Annotated in this window: 16 protein-coding genes; 6 read left to right on the top strand and 10 right to left on the bottom strand. The window is 62.6% G+C overall.

The genetic code is table 11. The annotated features are described in order from the left end of the window. Positions 1 to 7: 7 nt before the first annotated feature. Both CK215_RS03230 and CK215_RS03225 read right to left on the bottom strand, forming a co-directional pair. Positions 8 to 1,117 carry an aldo/keto reductase gene (locus CK215_RS03230; RefSeq protein ID WP_095830050.1) on the bottom strand — a complete coding sequence of 370 codons (1,110 nt, stop codon included), beginning with the start codon at positions 1,115 to 1,117 and terminating at the stop codon, positions 8 to 10. Between the two features lie 29 nt (positions 1,118 to 1,146). Then, positions 1,147 to 1,674: a nuclear transport factor 2 family protein gene (locus CK215_RS03225; protein WP_095830181.1), complete on the bottom strand. Its 528-nt coding sequence runs from the start codon at positions 1,672 to 1,674 to the stop codon at positions 1,147 to 1,149. 119 nt (positions 1,675 to 1,793) lie between these two features. Here CK215_RS03225 and CK215_RS03220 point away from each other — a divergent pair, with 119 nt between their 5' ends. Then, positions 1,794 to 2,720, top strand: a complete 927-nt coding sequence (locus CK215_RS03220) for a LysR family transcriptional regulator (protein WP_095830049.1) — start codon at positions 1,794 to 1,796, stop codon at positions 2,718 to 2,720. A 27-nt stretch (positions 2,721 to 2,747) separates the two neighbouring features. On the opposite strand, the gene tsf is transcribed toward CK215_RS03220, so the two are convergent. The 5 genes from tsf to CK215_RS03195 form a co-directional block, all read right to left on the bottom strand. Next, positions 2,748 to 3,668 (bottom strand): translation elongation factor Ts, encoded by a 921-nt coding sequence (gene tsf, locus CK215_RS03215; protein ID WP_095830048.1) that lies wholly within the window; start codon positions 3,666 to 3,668, stop codon positions 2,748 to 2,750. A 119-nt stretch (positions 3,669 to 3,787) separates the two neighbouring features. Next, positions 3,788 to 4,567, bottom strand: coding sequence for a 30S ribosomal protein S2 (gene rpsB, locus CK215_RS03210; RefSeq protein ID WP_095830047.1), 780 nt, complete (start codon positions 4,565 to 4,567; stop codon positions 3,788 to 3,790). A gap of 259 nt (positions 4,568 to 4,826) precedes the next feature. Next, positions 4,827 to 5,105, bottom strand: a complete 279-nt coding sequence (locus CK215_RS03205) for a DUF4031 domain-containing protein (protein ID WP_095830046.1) — start codon at positions 5,103 to 5,105, stop codon at positions 4,827 to 4,829. Positions 5,106 to 5,169: 64 nt separating this feature from the next. Beyond that, positions 5,170 to 6,465 (bottom strand): hypothetical protein, encoded by a 1,296-nt coding sequence (locus CK215_RS03200; RefSeq protein WP_095830045.1) that lies wholly within the window; start codon positions 6,463 to 6,465, stop codon positions 5,170 to 5,172. Positions 6,466 to 6,560: 95 nt separating this feature from the next. Beyond that, a complete protein-coding gene (locus tag CK215_RS03195) occupies positions 6,561 to 7,391 on the bottom strand; it encodes a cell envelope integrity EipB family protein (protein ID WP_095830044.1) in 831 nt (276 codons plus the stop codon). Between the two features lie 138 nt (positions 7,392 to 7,529). On the opposite strand from CK215_RS03195, the gene CK215_RS03190 reads away from it, so the two are divergent. The 3 genes from CK215_RS03190 to CK215_RS03180 all read left to right on the top strand — a co-directional run bounded on the left by CK215_RS03190 (position 7,530) and on the right by CK215_RS03180 (position 10,117). Continuing rightward, the gene (locus CK215_RS03190) at positions 7,530 to 7,994 is read left to right on the top strand and encodes a RidA family protein (RefSeq protein WP_066992618.1); all 465 of its coding nucleotides are present in this window, start codon (positions 7,530 to 7,532) and stop codon (positions 7,992 to 7,994) included. 12 nt (positions 7,995 to 8,006) lie between these two features. Further along, positions 8,007 to 8,735, top strand: a complete 729-nt coding sequence (locus tag CK215_RS03185; RefSeq protein WP_095830043.1) for a glycerophosphodiester phosphodiesterase — start codon at positions 8,007 to 8,009, stop codon at positions 8,733 to 8,735. Positions 8,736 to 8,902: 167 nt separating this feature from the next. Then, positions 8,903 to 10,117, top strand: coding sequence for a GNAT family N-acetyltransferase (locus tag CK215_RS03180; protein ID WP_095830042.1), 1,215 nt, complete (start codon positions 8,903 to 8,905; stop codon positions 10,115 to 10,117). Between the two features lie 21 nt (positions 10,118 to 10,138). Here CK215_RS03180 and CK215_RS31215 read toward each other — a convergent pair whose 3' ends face one another. Then, positions 10,139 to 10,303: a hypothetical protein gene (locus tag CK215_RS31215; protein WP_170950204.1), complete on the bottom strand. Its 165-nt coding sequence runs from the start codon at positions 10,301 to 10,303 to the stop codon at positions 10,139 to 10,141. Positions 10,304 to 10,458: 155 nt separating this feature from the next. Here CK215_RS31215 and CK215_RS03175 point away from each other — a divergent pair, with 155 nt between their 5' ends. Both CK215_RS03175 and CK215_RS03170 read left to right on the top strand, forming a co-directional pair. Further along, on the top strand, positions 10,459 to 10,887 hold the full coding sequence (locus CK215_RS03175) for an HIT family protein (protein ID WP_066992609.1): 429 nt from the start codon (positions 10,459 to 10,461) through the stop codon (positions 10,885 to 10,887). Positions 10,888 to 11,099: 212 nt separating this feature from the next. Then, the gene (locus CK215_RS03170; RefSeq protein ID WP_245418587.1) at positions 11,100 to 12,194 is read left to right on the top strand and encodes a phosphatase PAP2 family protein; all 1,095 of its coding nucleotides are present in this window, start codon (positions 11,100 to 11,102) and stop codon (positions 12,192 to 12,194) included. 237 nt (positions 12,195 to 12,431) lie between these two features. Here the strand turns inward: CK215_RS03170 and clpA are convergent, their stop codons facing one another. Together clpA and clpS are read right to left on the bottom strand one after the other, a co-directional pair. Continuing rightward, entirely contained in the window at positions 12,432 to 14,897 is a 2,466-nt protein-coding gene (gene clpA, locus CK215_RS03165) for an ATP-dependent Clp protease ATP-binding subunit ClpA (RefSeq protein WP_095830041.1), read from the bottom strand. Positions 14,898 to 14,903: 6 nt separating this feature from the next. Further along, positions 14,904 to 15,230: an ATP-dependent Clp protease adapter ClpS gene (gene clpS, locus CK215_RS03160; RefSeq protein WP_041000825.1), complete on the bottom strand. Its 327-nt coding sequence runs from the start codon at positions 15,228 to 15,230 to the stop codon at positions 14,904 to 14,906. Positions 15,231 to 15,306: the final 76 nt, after the last annotated feature.

The raw sequence follows: 15,306 nt of genomic DNA, 5'->3' as shown, positions 1-15,306 counted from the left end.
TTTCCGATCAGTTGCTGCTGATGCTGACCGCCTCGCCTTCGATCAGGACCGGCAGCGAATAGCCGGACGGCTTGTCGCCGGTCACGACGCCGCCGGCCACCCTGACCTGGATCTCGGGTCCAAAAAAGGAATGCGGGAACGGCGAGGGCGCAAGGCTCACCGAATCGAGCCGCTTGCGGAACTCGGCAGGGATTGAAAAGTCGAGCGCCCGGAGATTGTCCTGCAACTGGGCAAGTTTCGTCGCGCCGAGGATGACGGTGGCCACACCCTGCTGCGCCGCAACCCAGTTCAGCGCCACCTGCGCCATGCTTCGATCGAGTTCGGAAGCCACCTTCTCGAGTTCCGTAACGATCGCCCAATTGCGTTCGCTGAATTTCTGGAAACCCGGATGCGTGGTGTTGCGGAACCCGTCGAGCCGGCCGGCATTGCCGGCCTGCGCCGGGCGGTATTTGCCGCTTAGCAGGCCGCTGGCCAGCGGGCTCCACGCCATGATGCCGGCGCCGTGACGCGAGGCGAAAGGCGCGAATTCATGTTCGATCGAGCGCTCGACGAGCGAATATTCGAGCTGCAGGGCCGAGACCGGCTCATAGCCGCGCAGTTCGGCGATCGCCTGCGCCCGCCCGGCATACCAGGCCGGCACGTCGGAAAGACCGATATGGCGTACTTTGCCGGCACGCACCAAATCGTCCAGCGTGCGCAACACCTCCTCGGCCGGCGTCAGCCTGTCCCAGACATGCATGAGGTAAAGATCGATATAGTCGGTTCCGAGCCGCTTCAGCGAAGCGTCCACCGCGCGCATGATGTTCTTTCGGCCATTGCCGCCGGCATTCGGATTGCCGGGTTCCTTGTTCATCGTGAATTTGGTGGCGATCACCGCCTTGTCGCGCAAGCCGCGCTCGGCGACGAATTCGCCGAGCCAGGTCTCTGCCGTCCCGTCCGTGTAGAGGTCGGCCGTGTCGAAGAAATTGCCGCCGGCCTCGACATAGGCGTCGAACATGGCGCGGGCGGTTTCCCTGTCAGCACCCCAGCCCCATTCGGTGCCGAAGGTCATGGTGCCCAGCGCCAGCCGGCTGACGCGCAGGCCGCTGTTGCCAAGCGTGTAATAGTTCATGCTCATGACGTGTTCCGATCGTGTTTGGTATGGGCTTATTGGCCAGGCGTCGCTTTCACCCAGGGATTGCCCCGCTCATGCGTCATGCGGAACGTGAAGCCGTCGACCTTCCAGCCTTGACCCGATCGGGTCAGGCGATGCTCATAGGTGCCCCAGACCTCCCAGAGCGGATCGCCATTGCCTTCCATCCTGTTCCAGGCATAGCCGTTGGAACGGACGGTCGCCATATCGGCCTCTATTTCGACCTGATGGTTGGTCCGCAGGTGCAGGCTCGTCTTGCTGCCTTTGAGATTGGCAGCCCAGGCGCCGATCAGATCGTCGGAGGCGACCGTGGCCGCGGGCTGTCCGGAAAGGCTGCTGAAGTCGGCGGTGACCCGGTCAGCGAAGTAGCTGCGGGCGAGCTTCCAATCCTGCGCATCGACGGCGCGGTCAATGGCGTCCGCGATACGGATGACGGCGCGCTCGTCGGCGAGCGCTTGCCAGCCCATTGGTTCGGCTCCGCCGGCATCGACCGGCGCCAGTGCCAGTCCTGCCGCGAAGGTCACGTGTCTCAAAGCATTCATGTTTTTCTTCTCCTTGCGCATCGCACCCCACCGCCGATGTGTTTGGCGACAATGTGGACCACCTTGACGGCATCGATAAGATTGCATTGTTCGCAAGGACTATGCGATGTTATTCATGAATGGATCGAGATCTGCTGACGCATCTGCCGGTGATCGTCGCCGTGGCTCGGCGCGGCGGCTTCGCGCTTGCCGCGGCCGAGCTCGGCATGAGTCCGTCGGCCGTCAGCCATGCGGTGCGGCTGGTGGAAGAGCGCATCGGCCAGCCGCTGTTTGCGCGCACAACGCGCAGCGTTTCGCTGACCGAAGCCGGCAAGGCGCTGGTGGAGACCGCGGCCCCTGCCCTGCAGGACATCTCCGAGCGCATCGACCGCATCCGCGGCGTCAACGGCAGGCCCTCCGGCCTGCTCAGGATCAATGCGTCCAATATCGCGATCCCCCTGGCGGTCACGCCGGTGATCGCGGCCATGGCCGAACGCTATCCGGAGGTAACGGTCGAGGTCTTCGCCGACCAGGCCCTGGTCGATATCGTCGGCGAGGGTTTCGATGCCGGCATCAGGCTGGGCGAGATGATCGCACAGGACATGATCACCGTGCGGCTTACGCCTCCCTTCAAGGCGGTGGTTGTCGCCTCGCCCGCCTATGTCGAAAAGCACGGCCGTCCCCGCGCGGTGGCCGATCTCGCCAAGCACAATTGCATCGGCTACCGGCTTGTCCGCGCCGGCGGGCTCTATCGTTGGGATCTGAACGAGAACGGCAAGGATGTCGTGGTCGAGACGCGCGGCACGGCCATCGTCACCGATTCCCTTGCGGCGATCGATCTTGCGCTTGCTGGTGTCGGGCTCGCCTACGTATTCGAGCCGCTGGTGCGCGCCGATCTCGCCGCGGGTCGTCTGGTTCAGATCCTGCCGAAGACGGCGATCGAGGAGCCGGGCCTGTTCCTCTATTTCCCGCGCCGGGCATCGATGGCGCCGAAGCTCAGAGCCTTTATCGATACCGCTCAAGAGATCGGCCGGGCATCCATGCGGACACCCGGCCGAGTTGCCTGAGCTCTGTAGCCTTACTTTTGCTTCGGGCTATTTCTTGACCGCGGCCGCGACTTCCGCCGCGAAATCGGTCGTTTCTTTCTCGATGCCTTCGCCCAGAGCGAAGCGCAGGTAAGCGGTGATCTTGGCCGGCGCGCCGATCTCCTTCTCGGCATCCTTCAGCGCCTTCTCGACGGTGATGTCGGGATTGAGCACGAAGGCCTGCTTCAGGAGCACCACCTCTTCATAGAACTTACGCAGCCGGCCCTCGACCATCTTCTCGATGATGGCTTCCGGCTTGCCGGACTGGCGCGCCTGGTCGGAGAAGATCGCCTTCTCGCGCTCGATCAGGGCCGGGTCGACTTCCTCGGCAGTCAGCGCAACCGGGTTGGTGGCGGCGACATGCATGGCGACCTGGCGGCCGAAGGCGTTCGCCGCATGCTCATTGCCGGTGGTCTCGATCGCGACCAGCACGCCGAGCTTGCCGAGGCCATCCGCGACGGCATTGTGGACATAGGTCGCCACCGCGCCATGCGGGACAGTGAGCTTGGCCGAGCGGCGGAAGCCCATGTTCTCGCCGATGGTGCCGACCGCGTCCTTGATGGTGTCGGTGACTGACTTGTCGGAGCCCGGATACTTGGCCGCGGCAACTGCTTCGGTCGTGCCATAGGCGAGCGCCACCTTGGCGACGTTGGCGACGATTTCCTGGAAGGCGGCGTTGCGCGCGACGAAGTCGGTCTCGGAGTTCACCTCGACGACCGCGGCTTCGCGAACACCGGCATCGACGCCGATCAGGCCTTCCGCCGCGGTGCGGCCGGCCTTCTTGTCGGCCTTGGAGATGCCCTTCTTGCGCAGCCAGTCGACGGCCGCTTCCATGTCGCCGTTGGTTTCGTTCAACGCCGCCTTGCAGTCCATCATGCCCGCGCCGGTCAAGTCGCGGAGTTCTTTGACCTGTGCAGCCGAAATGCTCATTGTCGCCTCTTTGTTTCAAAAGCGCCGACGCACCATCGAATCCCGATGATGCGCCCGGCAAAAGCGCTTTAACGCGCCAACTTATTGGAAAGATGAAGGCCGAAGCCGGCCTTCGTTTTTCAAGCTTCCGGAGCTTCAGTGGCCGGAGTGTCGAGCGCCGGTTCGACCGGAGCCTCGGCCGACGCGCCGATGTCCATGCCGAGCGCGCCCTGCTGCCGGGCGATGCCGTCGATCGCAGCCTTGGCGATCAGATCGCAGTAGAGCTGGATGGCGCGGGCCGCGTCGTCATTGCCGGGGATCGGGAAATCGACCTTGTCCGGGTCGCAGTTGGAATCGATGATGGCGACCACCGGGATGCCGAGGCGCTTGGCCTCGAGGATGGCGATCGCCTCCTTATTTGTGTCGATGACGAACATCAGGTCCGGCGTCGAGCCCATGTCCTTGATGCCGCCCAGCGCCTTGTTGAGCTTCTCGCGCTCGCGGTCGAGGTTGAGGCGCTCCTTCTTGGTGAGGCCCTGGGCCTCGCCGGCAAGCGTCTCGTCGAGCTTGCGCAGGCGCTGGATCGAATTCGAGATCGTCTTCCAGTTGGTCAGCATGCCGCCCAGCCAACGCGAGTTGACATAATACTGGGCCGAACGCTGCGCGGCGTCGGCGACGATGTCCGAAGCCTGGCGCTTGGTGCCGACGAACAGCACACGGCCGCCCTTGGCGACGGTGTCGGAAACCTGCTTCAGGGCCTGGTGCAGCAGCGGCACCGTCTGCGACAGATCGATGATGTGGATGTTGTTGCGGGCGCCATAGATGTAGGGCGCCATCTTCGGGTTCCAGCGGTGGGTCTGGTGGCCGAAGTGAACACCAGCTTCGAGAAGCTGGCGCATGCTGAAATCAGGCAGAGCCATTCTTTAGTTCCTTTCCGGTTGGCCTCCACGGACACAGGCATTTCGGACTTATGTCCTGATGCCACCGGAGGTTTCAGCCGGATTTCTCCCGGGCAGACACCAAAGTCCGTGTGTGGAATGAGCGCGCATATAGAGGGGAAGTCTCGTAAACGCAAGCGAGCTACCGGAAAACGCCCTCACCTGCGGCGATCCGCGCACTTATGCATGTCGCCCAGAAGTGTTCGGCGGTTCTGGGACAACGACATGCATCAAAACTCCGTCAGCGTCGGGTCTTGCCGTTCGGCACTCTGACGCGGCGGAAGACGGCGACAATCTCCTCGCGACTGCATTCGACCGCGCCAAGCCGCAAGGCGCGGTCGCGCTCAAAGCCGGTGATATCGTAATGCGGCGCCGAAGTCTTCGGCGGCCCCTGATAGGACGAGCGCTTGAGGCCGAGCTCGGCGGCAAAGCGGTGGAGCTCGTCGGTGTCGTCGGCGAGCAGATGGCACCAGCGATGGCCGGCCCATTTCCAGATCGCCGCATCGACATAGACAGCCATCGAGCTTGCCGCACTCCAACCGACATCGGCGGCCCGCTCACAATCACCCCGGGCCGACGCGAAGTCAGCGATGATAGAAGGGATTCGGATAGGAAATGAAGCCGCCGGCGGCTTCAAGTTCGGTCACGATTCTCGACACCGCTTCCTGCATCCTTGAGCGCAGCACGGCGAGCGCCTCTTCGACCGAACCATCATATGCATGAAGCGCCAACGGCTCGGGCACGCGGATGTGAGCGCAGCGCGGCCCGGCGGGCTGCGGAATGAAGCGGTTGATCGAATCGCGCAAAGCGCCTTTGCAATAGTCGTTGCGGATGCGCTTCAGATGCTCGGCGATCTCCTCCTGGGTTATCGTCTGATTGGCGAAGGCCCAGGAGCCGACGCGCTGGACGCGCTGGATCGTTTCCGCCAGTTTTCGCACGCGTTTTTGCTCATCCGCATCAGCCTTGCCCTCGCGCAGCCAGCGGCGTGAACGCCGCAGCAACTCGGCCAAATCGAGGTCGGGTTCGGCCGCAACGGCATCGGCGAGCCGCAGGCCAAGCTCGGCCAGCACCCTTTGCTGGCGGCTGGCAAAGGAAGCGCCCGCCTCTGCGGTCAGGCCACAGGCCTGCTCGTCGAGGGAGAGCAGGCCTGAATAGATGCTGTAGACGCGCTCCGGCAGGGAGCCGGCTGCAACACTTTCCATTTTCAGCTTTTTCTCGACATAGGCGCATTCCCTGGCGAGCGGCCGCTCGACATTGCCGATGAAGGCGAGCTTCCAGACAACAGGAGCCACCCAGACCTTGAAATCCTTGTTGGTTTCGCGCCCGCGCTTCAGCGCCGCCAGCCCCATCTCCACCGCGCCTGAAAGCAGCGGCGCGACGTAGTTGCCGTGCCAGCCGACGCTGCCTTCCGGATGAAGCAGCACGCCATGGCCTTTCAGCGCCCAATCGACCGAATGCGCTTTCGCGGCTTCGCTGTTGCCGGGAATCTGCGCGATCAGATTGTTGGCCAGCCAGAATTTCTGCATCAGCCGACCGAGCCCGTTCACCACCCCATGTGTTGCCCATGAGGCGGCAAGCGGGCTGACGCGCGAGACGATCTCCTTGTCGATCATCCAGTCGGTGAAGAATTCCGGATGGTTGGGCGTGATGAACGTCGCTTGGCCTTCGCCGCAGCAGGCCTGCAGCTTCTGCTGGTCGGCGACGGGAAAGTCGATGTGACGGATATTGGCGACGCCGCGCAGGCCGGCGAGCCGATTGAAGGGCAACAGGTCGCGGAAGCCGGGAACCCCTCGCAGCATGACGATGCGGTTGACGATCGTCATCACCTTGATCAGCGCCGGATTGGGTCGCGGCGCCACGAACACGTCGATCCTGCCCAAGCTTTTCCCCCGAAATGCCTACGGGATGCTGGAACGGGATTGCGGCGTCTTCAAGTCAGGCTCGGCGACGGATCGCCGTAGTGGTTAACCCGCCGCTATTTCGAGGCCGGACAGGGCTTGGCCTGATCGAACAGCGACAGGTTCACCAATTTGCCGGTCATCGAGAAGTCGCCATAATCCATGACGAGGTCGCGCGTAACGCCGTTCTCATGCAGTTTGAAGCTGATCCGGTACTCCGGCACCTCTTCGCCGCTTTTGTCGGTGTCGTCGAAATAGGCGATGTCGACCGGCCAGTATTTGTCGGTGGCAAGCTTGGCGAGCGCCGGCGCTTCCGGGTCCGCCTTGTCGGCGTCGGCTCTTTTGCCGACGACGACGGTGGTCGTCATCACCTTATTGGCATCCTCGGAGCCGTCGAACAGATTGGTCTGATAGAAGTTCTCTCCCTTCTCGGCCTTGCCGATCAGCTCCACGAGGTGCTGGGTGGGGAACTGCGTGGCGGCGAGCTCGAGCGTGTTCTTCTCGGGCTTGTCGATGTTGACTTTGAGGCCTTTCGGCTCCCTGGTCGCCATACCCTTGACTTCCTTGTCGAGGTTCTGGTCGACGAAGGACTTCGTCACGAAGGAGAAGGTCTTGCCTTCTGCGTCCTCGAACGTCGTCGTCTGCTGGTCGGTCAGCCTGGTGTTCTCGCTGGTGACGATCTGCGTCACGAAACGGAACTTCACCGTATAGCCCTCGCAAGGAGAGCCGTTGAACTCATAGACCATGCGGCCGGAGATGCCTGTGATGCCGGAGCGGTCGGACGCCTTGTTGAGGGTGAGATCGTAGACGGCGCGGTGCGCCTGCAACGCTGGCACGGCAAGGGCCGGAGCCATCGGGATGGCCGCCGACACGAGAGCGGCGGAAAGGAAAAGGCGCGTCAAGCGCATGCAGTGCTCCGATCGTCGCGGCCGATGGCAGGCCGCAGGGAAAGATGGTCCAGCTTAAAAAAAGTCGTGGCGGAAGCGAGGCAAAAATAGCAATTTCGGCCCCGCCAACGCGGCGCCTTCCAGCAATAGGGAAAACCAATGAGCGAAACAATCGAAAAGCGGCTAAGCGATCTCGGCGTCGCCATTCCGGCCGCAGCAGCGCCGGCCGCCAACTACGTGCCCTACTGCCGGACCGGCAACACGCTCTTCACCGCCGGGCAGCTGCCGCTGAAGGACGGCAAGCTGCAGGCAAGCGGGCTGCTTGGCCGCGACATCGATACCGCCGCCGGCAAGGAGGGCGCAAAATTCTGCGCCATCAACATCCTGGCGCAGGCCAAGGCAGCACTTGGCGATCTCGAAAAAATCCGCCGGCTGGTCAAGATCACGGTCTTCGTCGCCTCGGCGCCGGACTTCGTCGAGCAGCATCTGGTCGCCAACGGCGCCTCCGACTTCCTCGTCGCGGTCCTCGGCGAACGTGGCAAGCACGCTCGCTCCGCCGTCGGCACTGCGTCGCTCCCGCTCAATGCCGCGGTCGAGATCGAAGCGATCTTCGAAGTCGAGTGAAACGAGCCTGACATGACCGACCTTTCCTGGTTGATTGCCCGCCCCGTCGCGCATCGCGGCTTCCACGACATGAACAAGACACGCTGGGAGAATACGCTGTCGGCCTTCGCCGCGGCAGCCGACCGCGGTTACGCGATCGAATGCGACGTGCATGTCTCGTCCGACGGCGTTCCCGTCATCATCCACGACTGCGACCTGAAACGCCTGACAGGCGAGAATGGCTTCGTCTGGCAACGCACCGCGGCCGAGCTCACCGCGCTCAAGGTGGGCTGCACCAAAGATCATGTGCCGACGTTGCAGGAGGCGCTCGACCTGATCGACGGACGCGTGCCGCTGGTGGTCGAGCTGAAAGGTGTTCCCGGCCACGACAAAAGATTGGTCGCGAGCGTCGGCAGGCTGCTCAAGCGCTACACTGGCAAGGTGGCAATCATGTCGTTTGACCATTGGCTGATCCGCGACTTCGCCAAGGAGGCGCCGGGCATTCCCGGCGGGCTCACCGCCTACGGCAAGGACGACCAGCTGATCGAGGCGCATTTTGCCATGCTGGCGCATAACCTCGCCTTCACCTCTTACGCCGCCGGCGATCTGCCGAACCGGTTCGTCAGCTTCGTGCGCGAAAAGCTCGGGATGCCGGTCATCACCTGGACCGTGCACGACCAGCCGGCGGTCGACCTCACCTTCAAATATGCCGACCAGATGACCTTCGAGGGCTTTGAGCCGGACCTGGTTAAGGTCGCCTAGAGCTGGATGATTTCAGGTCGAACGACCTGGATCAGATCCGCCGAAATCAATCTGAGAGAGAGAGCATGATGCCGTCCGAAAACCGCTTCACACTTTTCGGCATCATGCTGTGAGGCCGTGCCTGAAACGTGACTTGTAGCTGCCCTGAGGACGCTTAAATAAGCCGGATGGATCAGGGTGACGACGACGATGGACCGACAGCGAATGCGGACTATTCGGTCCGCGTCGCGGCGACCATCGGCGCATTCACCTGCGATGAATGGAACGGCTTCGCCGCAACCACGCGCGGCGACAAAGCAAACGGCTACAACCCGCTCGTTTCATTCGGTTTTCTGAGCGCGCTTGAGGATTCTGGCTGTGCCGTGCGGCGCACCGGCTGGCAGGGTCATCACCTCAGGCTCGAGACGGCGCAAGGCAAGCTGCTGGGCGCCGTGCCTTGCTATCTCAAATCGCACAGTCAGGGCGAATATGTCTTCGACCACGGCTGGTCGGACGCGTTCGAGCGCGCAGGTGGGCGCTATTATCCGAAGCTGCAATGCTCGGTGCCGTTCACGCCCGTCACCGGACCTCGCCTGCTCGTAAGCAGGGGCGAGGACGAAGGCGCGGTGAGGGCCGGCCTCGCCGCCGGCCTGAAATTGGTGACCGACAAGCTCGGCGTGTCTTCCGCGCATGTCACCTTCGCCGCCGAGCCCGACATTGCGACGCTCGAAGCAGCGGGTTTCCTGCACCGGACCGACCAGCAGTTCCATTTCTTCAACGAAGGCTTTTCGAGCTATGATGACTTCCTCGCCACGCTCGCCTCACGCAAGCGTAAGGCGATGAAAAAGGAACGTCGCGAGGCGCTGGCCGACGGCATCAGCATCGATTGGCTGACCGGCAGGGACATCACCGAACGCGTCTGGGACGATTTCTTCGCTTTCTACATGGATACCGGCGGCAGGAAATGGGGCCGCCCTTATCTCAACCGCCAGTTCTTCTCGCTGATCGGCGAGCGCATGGCCGAGGACATTCTCCTGGTCATGGCCAAGCGCAACGGCCGCTACATTGCGGGCGCCATCAACTTCATCGGGTCCGACGCGCTTTACGGCCGCAACTGGGGCTGTATCGAGGACCACCCCTTCCTGCATTTCGAGGTCTGCTACCATCAGGCGATCGACTTCGCGATCGAGCGCAAGTTGAAGGTGGTGGAGGCCGGCGCGCAAGGCGAGCACAAGTTGGCGCGCGGCTACCAGCCGGTGACCATGCATTCGGCGCACTACATCGCCCATCCTGGCCTGCGCAACGCGGTCGCCGACTACCTTCGCCGCGAGAGGCGCGAGGTGGAGCGGATGGGGGAGTATCTCGAAGAGCACACCCCGTTCCGCAAGGATCTCAAGGAATAGCTCGGGCCTTGCCATCCACAGTCATTGCGGCTTTCGGGCCGCGATCGGAACGAGGAGCGAAAAGCAGGCAACTAGGAAGAAAATGCCGCCGCCAAGCGCCAGCAGATCGCCTGCGCGCCACGCGGCGGCGATGAAGAACAGCGCCGACACAATGAACAACAGCCATCCGGCGACGATCCACTTCACAGTCGCTCCATCCTGACATTGACGTATCAGACGACAACACCTGCGATCATGCAACAGCGATGGCCGACCGCGCTGCCGACAGATCGGCTCAATCGTCTTGCCGCTCGGAAGCGGCTTCGCTACACCGGACTACGACCTAATCCGGAGTGCCCGCCATGGCCGAAGCCTACGATCCCGGCAACATCTTTGCGAAAATCCTGCGCGGCGAAATCCCCTCGCACCGCATCTATGAGGACGATGCGGTCGTAGCCTTCATGGATGTGATGCCGCAAGGGGTCGGCCATACGCTGGTGGTGCCGAAGGCGCCGTCGCGCAATATCCTCGACGCCGATCCGGCAACATTCGGTCCGCTGTTTGCCGTGGTGCAGAAGGTGGCGGTTGCCGTGAAAAAGGCCTTCAACGCCGACGGCGTCACCTTGATGCAATTCAACGAGCCGGCCTCCGGGCAGACCGTCTACCATCTCCATGTCCACGTCATTCCGCGCTTCGACGGCGTGCCGCTGAAGCCTCATTCCGGGCAGATGGAAAAGCCGGAAGTGCTGGCCGAGAACGCCGGCAAGATCCGCGCGGCACTGGGAAACTAAAGCGCGCGGCCCCGTCGCCGTTGAAGGCCGACTGACAGCCTCGCACTGACGATCCTATATCGGTTTGCCGCGACAACCCCGGCGCGTTTTTCCCCGGCCGGCCGCGTGCGGCGCCCGGATGCGACCGTTTGCACTCGAATCGTTTGGTTAGGAAATATCGAACCATCTCGCTGTAGAACGCTGAGGCGTGGCGAGCTATTGGGTTTCAAACCATGGACAATTCGGTTGCGGCGTCGACCCCCCTTGCGAGGATGGCTGGCGGACGGGCTTTTCTGATCGCCCTGGCACACGCCTTTCGACGACACAGATTGCTTCACGCCTTGGCCGTCGGCGCTCTGCTTCTGGCAATAGCGATCGGCATGCGCACCGGAAACATGCCGGATTTCGGCATATTGAAAGAATACATTGAGTACCTTTTGATCGCTTTCTGGATCTGCGGTTGCGTCTTTGCACTTGGGATCTTTCTCCACCTTGCGCTGGTCAAACGGGATCCCGAACCGCTGGGCACCTTCCTGAAATCGCTGGGCAGCTTTTTCGGCGACGCCGAACGCACGGCCAACAGTCTCAACGGCCTGACCGCCAGCATCGCCTTCGTATCCGCCGTCGGCGTTCTGAAAGGAGCCATCGCAATCCTCTCCCCTTTTGCATGGGACAAGGCGCTGGCCCACGCCGATCGGATCCTGCATTTCGGTAGAGCCCCGGACGAATGGCTGTGGTTTGTCGTCCAGTCGCCATTTGCATTGAGGATGCTCAATCTCGCCTACAATTTCTGGTTCATCGTGCTCATCGCCACGGTTTTCACCGCCTGCATCACGCGCAAAGATACGAAGCTGCGTCATCAGTTCCTGATGAGCTTCATGCTGATATGGACGCTTGGCGGCTTCTTCCTGGCGATGGGGCTGTCGTCGGCAGGGCCGTGCTTTTACGAGCGACTGGGACTCGGCGGTGACTTCCGTCCCCTCATGCAGGCACTCGCCGCCGCCGACCGCATTTATCCGATCTGGGCGCTTAGCACGCAGGACATGCTATGGAGCGGCTATACCGGCGCGACCGTCGGCAGCATCGGCATATCCGCTTTCCCGTCCATGCACGTGGCGATGGCGGTGCTTTTCTCTTTGTACGCAACGCAGCGCTCCCGGCCGGCCGGTATCCTGATGTGGGCATTCGCTGCCATGATAATGGTCGGCTCAGTCGCGCTTGGCTGGCATTATGCCATCGACGGCTACGCGGGTGCCCTCTTGTCGATCATGATCTGGAAGGCGTGCGGATATTTCCTGACACGCTTCGCGCCGGACGGCGTTGCTTGACTCTGCAGCCAGCAAACATTTCCCGGGGCGGCAATGCTCGACTTCCGGAGGGCCGCGCGCCATTCCGTATGGATGATTTGGCCAGCCATCACGTGTCGGTTCCTCCCAGTCAAAAAGCCCCGTTGCCGGGGCTTTTTGACTTCAATGCATGTCGCCCAAAGGCGGGCGGCCGTTTTGGTCACAAGCACCTAGCGCGCGCCGCCTGAATCCGTTTCAGCGGGACGCGCTTCAGGTCGATCAGCCCTTGCGGGGCAGCTGTGGCACCAGGCTTCGCTTGCCGCCGTCCTTGCCCTTCGGCTCCGGCTTCTGCGCCACGGCCTTCTTGGCGGCAGGCTTCTTCGCCCCCGCCTTCCTCGGCTTCGGCGCATCCTCCGGCTCTTCCTTCTTCGGCTTCACCGGAGCTTCATCGGCCAACGATTCGAGCTTCAGGCCGGTCTCGCCGGTTTCCTTCTTCTCGACGGTGACGCGCACCGTGCCACCCTTCTTCAGCTTGCCGAACAGCACCTCGTCGGCCAGCGGCTTCTTGATGTGCTCCTGAATGACGCGGCCGAGCGGACGCGCGCCCATGCGCTCGTCATAGCCCTTGTCGGCCAGCCAGGCGATCGCGTCCGGCGACAGGTCGAAGGTGACGCCCCGCTCGGAAAGCTGAGCCTCGAGCTGCATGACGAATTTCTGCACCACCTGATGGATCACCGGTATCGGCAGCGAGCCGAACGGAATGATCGCGTCGAGACGGTTGCGGAATTCGGGCGTGAACAGCCGGTTGATAGCCTCGACGTCGTCGCCCTCGCGCTTGGTCGAGCCGAAGCCGATCGCCGCGCGCTGAGCGTCCGATGCGCCCGCATTGGTCGTCATGATCAGGATGACGTTGCGGAAGTCGATCTGCTTGCCGTTGTGGTCGGTCAGCTTGCCATGGTCCATCACCTGCAACAGGATGTTGAACAGATCCGGATGCGCCTTCTCCACCTCGTCGAGCAACAGCACGCAATGGGGATGCTGGTCGACACCGTCGGTCAGCAGCCCACCCTGGTCGAAGCCGACATAGCCGGGAGGTGCGCCGATCAGCCGCGAGACGGTGTGGCGTTCCATATATTCCGACATGTCGAAGCGGATCAGCTCGACACCGAGCGAGGCCGCGAGCTGCTTGGCCACTTCCGTCTTGCCGACGCCGGTCGGCCCTGAGAACAGGTAGGAGCCGATCGGCTTCTCCGGCTCGCGCAGGCCCGCCCGCGCCAGCTTGATCGCCGACGTCAGCGCTGTGATCGCGGTATCCTGACCGTAGACGACGCGCTTCAGCTCGACATCGAGACCCTGCAGCACCTTCTCGTCGTCGGCCGAAACCGTCTTCGGCGGGATGCGCGCCATGGTGGCGATCGTCGCCTCGATTTCCTTGATGCCGATCGTCTTCTTGCGCTTGGCCTCAGGCACCAGCATCTGCGAGGCACCGGTCTCGTCGATCACGTCGATCGCCTTGTCCGGCAGCTTGCGGTCGCTGATGTAGCGGGCCGACAACTCCACCGAAGCCTTGATCGCTTCGCTCGTGTAGCGGACCTTGTGGAACTCCTCGAAATAGGGCTTCAGGCCCTTCATGATCTCAATGGCGTCCTCGATGGTCGGCTCGTTGACGTCGATCTTTTGGAAGCGCCGCACCAGCGCGCGGTCCTTCTCGAAGAACTGGCGGAACTCCTTGTACGTCGTCGAGCCGATGCAGCGGATCGCGCCGGACGACAGCGCCGGCTTCAACAGGTTCGAGGCATCCATGGCGCCGCCGGACGTGGCCCCTGCCCCGATCACGGTGTGGATCTCGTCGATGAAAAGCACCGCGCCGGGATAATCCTCGAGCTCCTTGACGACCTGCTTCAGGCGCTCCTCGAAGTCGCCGCGATAGCGGGTGCCGGCCAACAGCGTGCCCATGTCGAGCGCGAAGATGGTGGCGTCCTGCAGCACCTCGGGCACGTCGCCTTCTACGATGCGTTTGGCAAGGCCCTCGGCGATCGCCGTCTTGCCGACGCCGGGATCGCCGACATAGAGCGGGTTGTTCTTGGAGCGGCGGCACAGCACCTGGATGGTGCGATTGATCTCGCTCTCACGGCCGATCAGCGGATCGATCTTGCCGGCCTTGGCCTTGTTGTTGAGGTTGATGCAGTAGGCCGTCAGCGCGTCCTGCGGCTTCTTCTTGCCCCCGTCCTCCTGCGGCTCGGCGCCGTTCTGGCCGCCCTGCTCATCGTCGGCGCCGCGCGGCGTGCGCGACTCCGAAGCGCCGGGGCGCTTGGCGATGCCGTGCGAGATGTAGTTGACCGCGTCGTAGCGGGTCATCTGCTGTTCCTGCAGGAAATAGGCCGCATGGCTTTCGCGCTCGGCAAAGATTGCGACGAGCACATTGGCCCCGGACACCTCCTCGCGGCCGGACGACTGCACATGGATGACGGCGCGCTGGATGACGCGCTGGAACCCGGCGGTCGGTTTCGAATCCTCGTCGTAACCGGTGACGAGGTTGTCCAGCTCGGTGTCGATATAGGTCAGAACGGTGTGCTTGAGCTCGTCGAGATCGACATTGCAGGCGCGCATCACCGCGGCCGCCTCGGTGTCGTCGATGAGCGCCAGCAGCAGGTGTTCGAGCGTTGCATATTCATGATGCCGCTCGTTGGCGAATGTCAGCGCCTGATGTAGCGCCTTTTCCAGGCCTTGGGAGAAAGCCGGCATGTTACCTCACTTCTTCTCCATCACGCATTGCAGCGGATGCTGATTCTGTCGGGCGAAATCCATGACCTGAGACACTTTGGTCTCGGCCACCTCGAATGTGTAGACCCCGCACTCGCCCACTCCATGATTATGAACATGCAGCATGATGCGTGTGGCGGCCTCGCGGTCCTTCTGGAAAAAACGCTCCAGGACGTGGACCACGAACTCCATGGGAGTGTAGTCGTCGTTAAGGATGAGGACCCTGTAGAGGCTGGGCTTTTTTGTCTTGGTTTTGGTGCGCGTGATGACCGCCGTGCCGCGACCGGGATCGTTGCGGTCGCCGTCACCTTGCATTCGCACCACGCCTGCCGTGGCAGTCAAACCGATCGTCACGTAGTCCTGCCTTTTCGAATCCTCATGCGAGTTCAAC

The sequence above is a fragment of the Mesorhizobium sp. WSM3864 genome, from assembly GCF_002294955.1.
Classification (GTDB): domain Bacteria; phylum Pseudomonadota; class Alphaproteobacteria; order Rhizobiales; family Rhizobiaceae; genus Mesorhizobium.
Note: the sequence above shows the minus strand (reverse complement) of the source record. Positions and strands in the feature narration are given on the sequence as shown.

Excerpts from the sequence above, each read along its gene's own strand:
- CK215_RS03230 (WP_095830050.1), bottom strand. The coding sequence starts at position 1,117 with ATGAGCATGAACTATTACACGCTTGGCAACAGCGGCCTGCGCGTCAGC.
- CK215_RS03225 (WP_095830181.1), bottom strand. The coding sequence starts at position 1,674 with ATGAATGCTTTGAGACACGTGACCTTCGCGGCAGGACTGGCACTGGCG.
- CK215_RS03220 (WP_095830049.1), top strand. The coding sequence starts at position 1,794 with ATGGATCGAGATCTGCTGACGCATCTGCCGGTGATCGTCGCCGTGGCT.
- tsf (WP_095830048.1), bottom strand. The coding sequence starts at position 3,668 with ATGAGCATTTCGGCTGCACAGGTCAAAGAACTCCGCGACTTGACCGGC.
- rpsB (WP_095830047.1), bottom strand. The coding sequence starts at position 4,567 with ATGGCTCTGCCTGATTTCAGCATGCGCCAGCTTCTCGAAGCTGGTGTT.
- CK215_RS03205 (WP_095830046.1), bottom strand. The coding sequence starts at position 5,105 with ATGGCTGTCTATGTCGATGCGGCGATCTGGAAATGGGCCGGCCATCGC.
- CK215_RS03195 (WP_095830044.1), bottom strand. The coding sequence starts at position 7,391 with ATGCGCTTGACGCGCCTTTTCCTTTCCGCCGCTCTCGTGTCGGCGGCC.
- CK215_RS03190 (WP_066992618.1), top strand. The coding sequence starts at position 7,530 with ATGAGCGAAACAATCGAAAAGCGGCTAAGCGATCTCGGCGTCGCCATT.
- CK215_RS03185 (WP_095830043.1), top strand. The coding sequence starts at position 8,007 with ATGACCGACCTTTCCTGGTTGATTGCCCGCCCCGTCGCGCATCGCGGC.
- CK215_RS03180 (WP_095830042.1), top strand. The coding sequence starts at position 8,903 with ATGGATCAGGGTGACGACGACGATGGACCGACAGCGAATGCGGACTAT.
- CK215_RS03175 (WP_066992609.1), top strand. The coding sequence starts at position 10,459 with ATGGCCGAAGCCTACGATCCCGGCAACATCTTTGCGAAAATCCTGCGC.
- CK215_RS03170 (WP_245418587.1), top strand. The coding sequence starts at position 11,100 with ATGGACAATTCGGTTGCGGCGTCGACCCCCCTTGCGAGGATGGCTGGC.
- clpA (WP_095830041.1), bottom strand. The coding sequence starts at position 14,897 with ATGCCGGCTTTCTCCCAAGGCCTGGAAAAGGCGCTACATCAGGCGCTG.
- clpS (WP_041000825.1), bottom strand. The coding sequence starts at position 15,230 with ATGCAAGGTGACGGCGACCGCAACGATCCCGGTCGCGGCACGGCGGTC.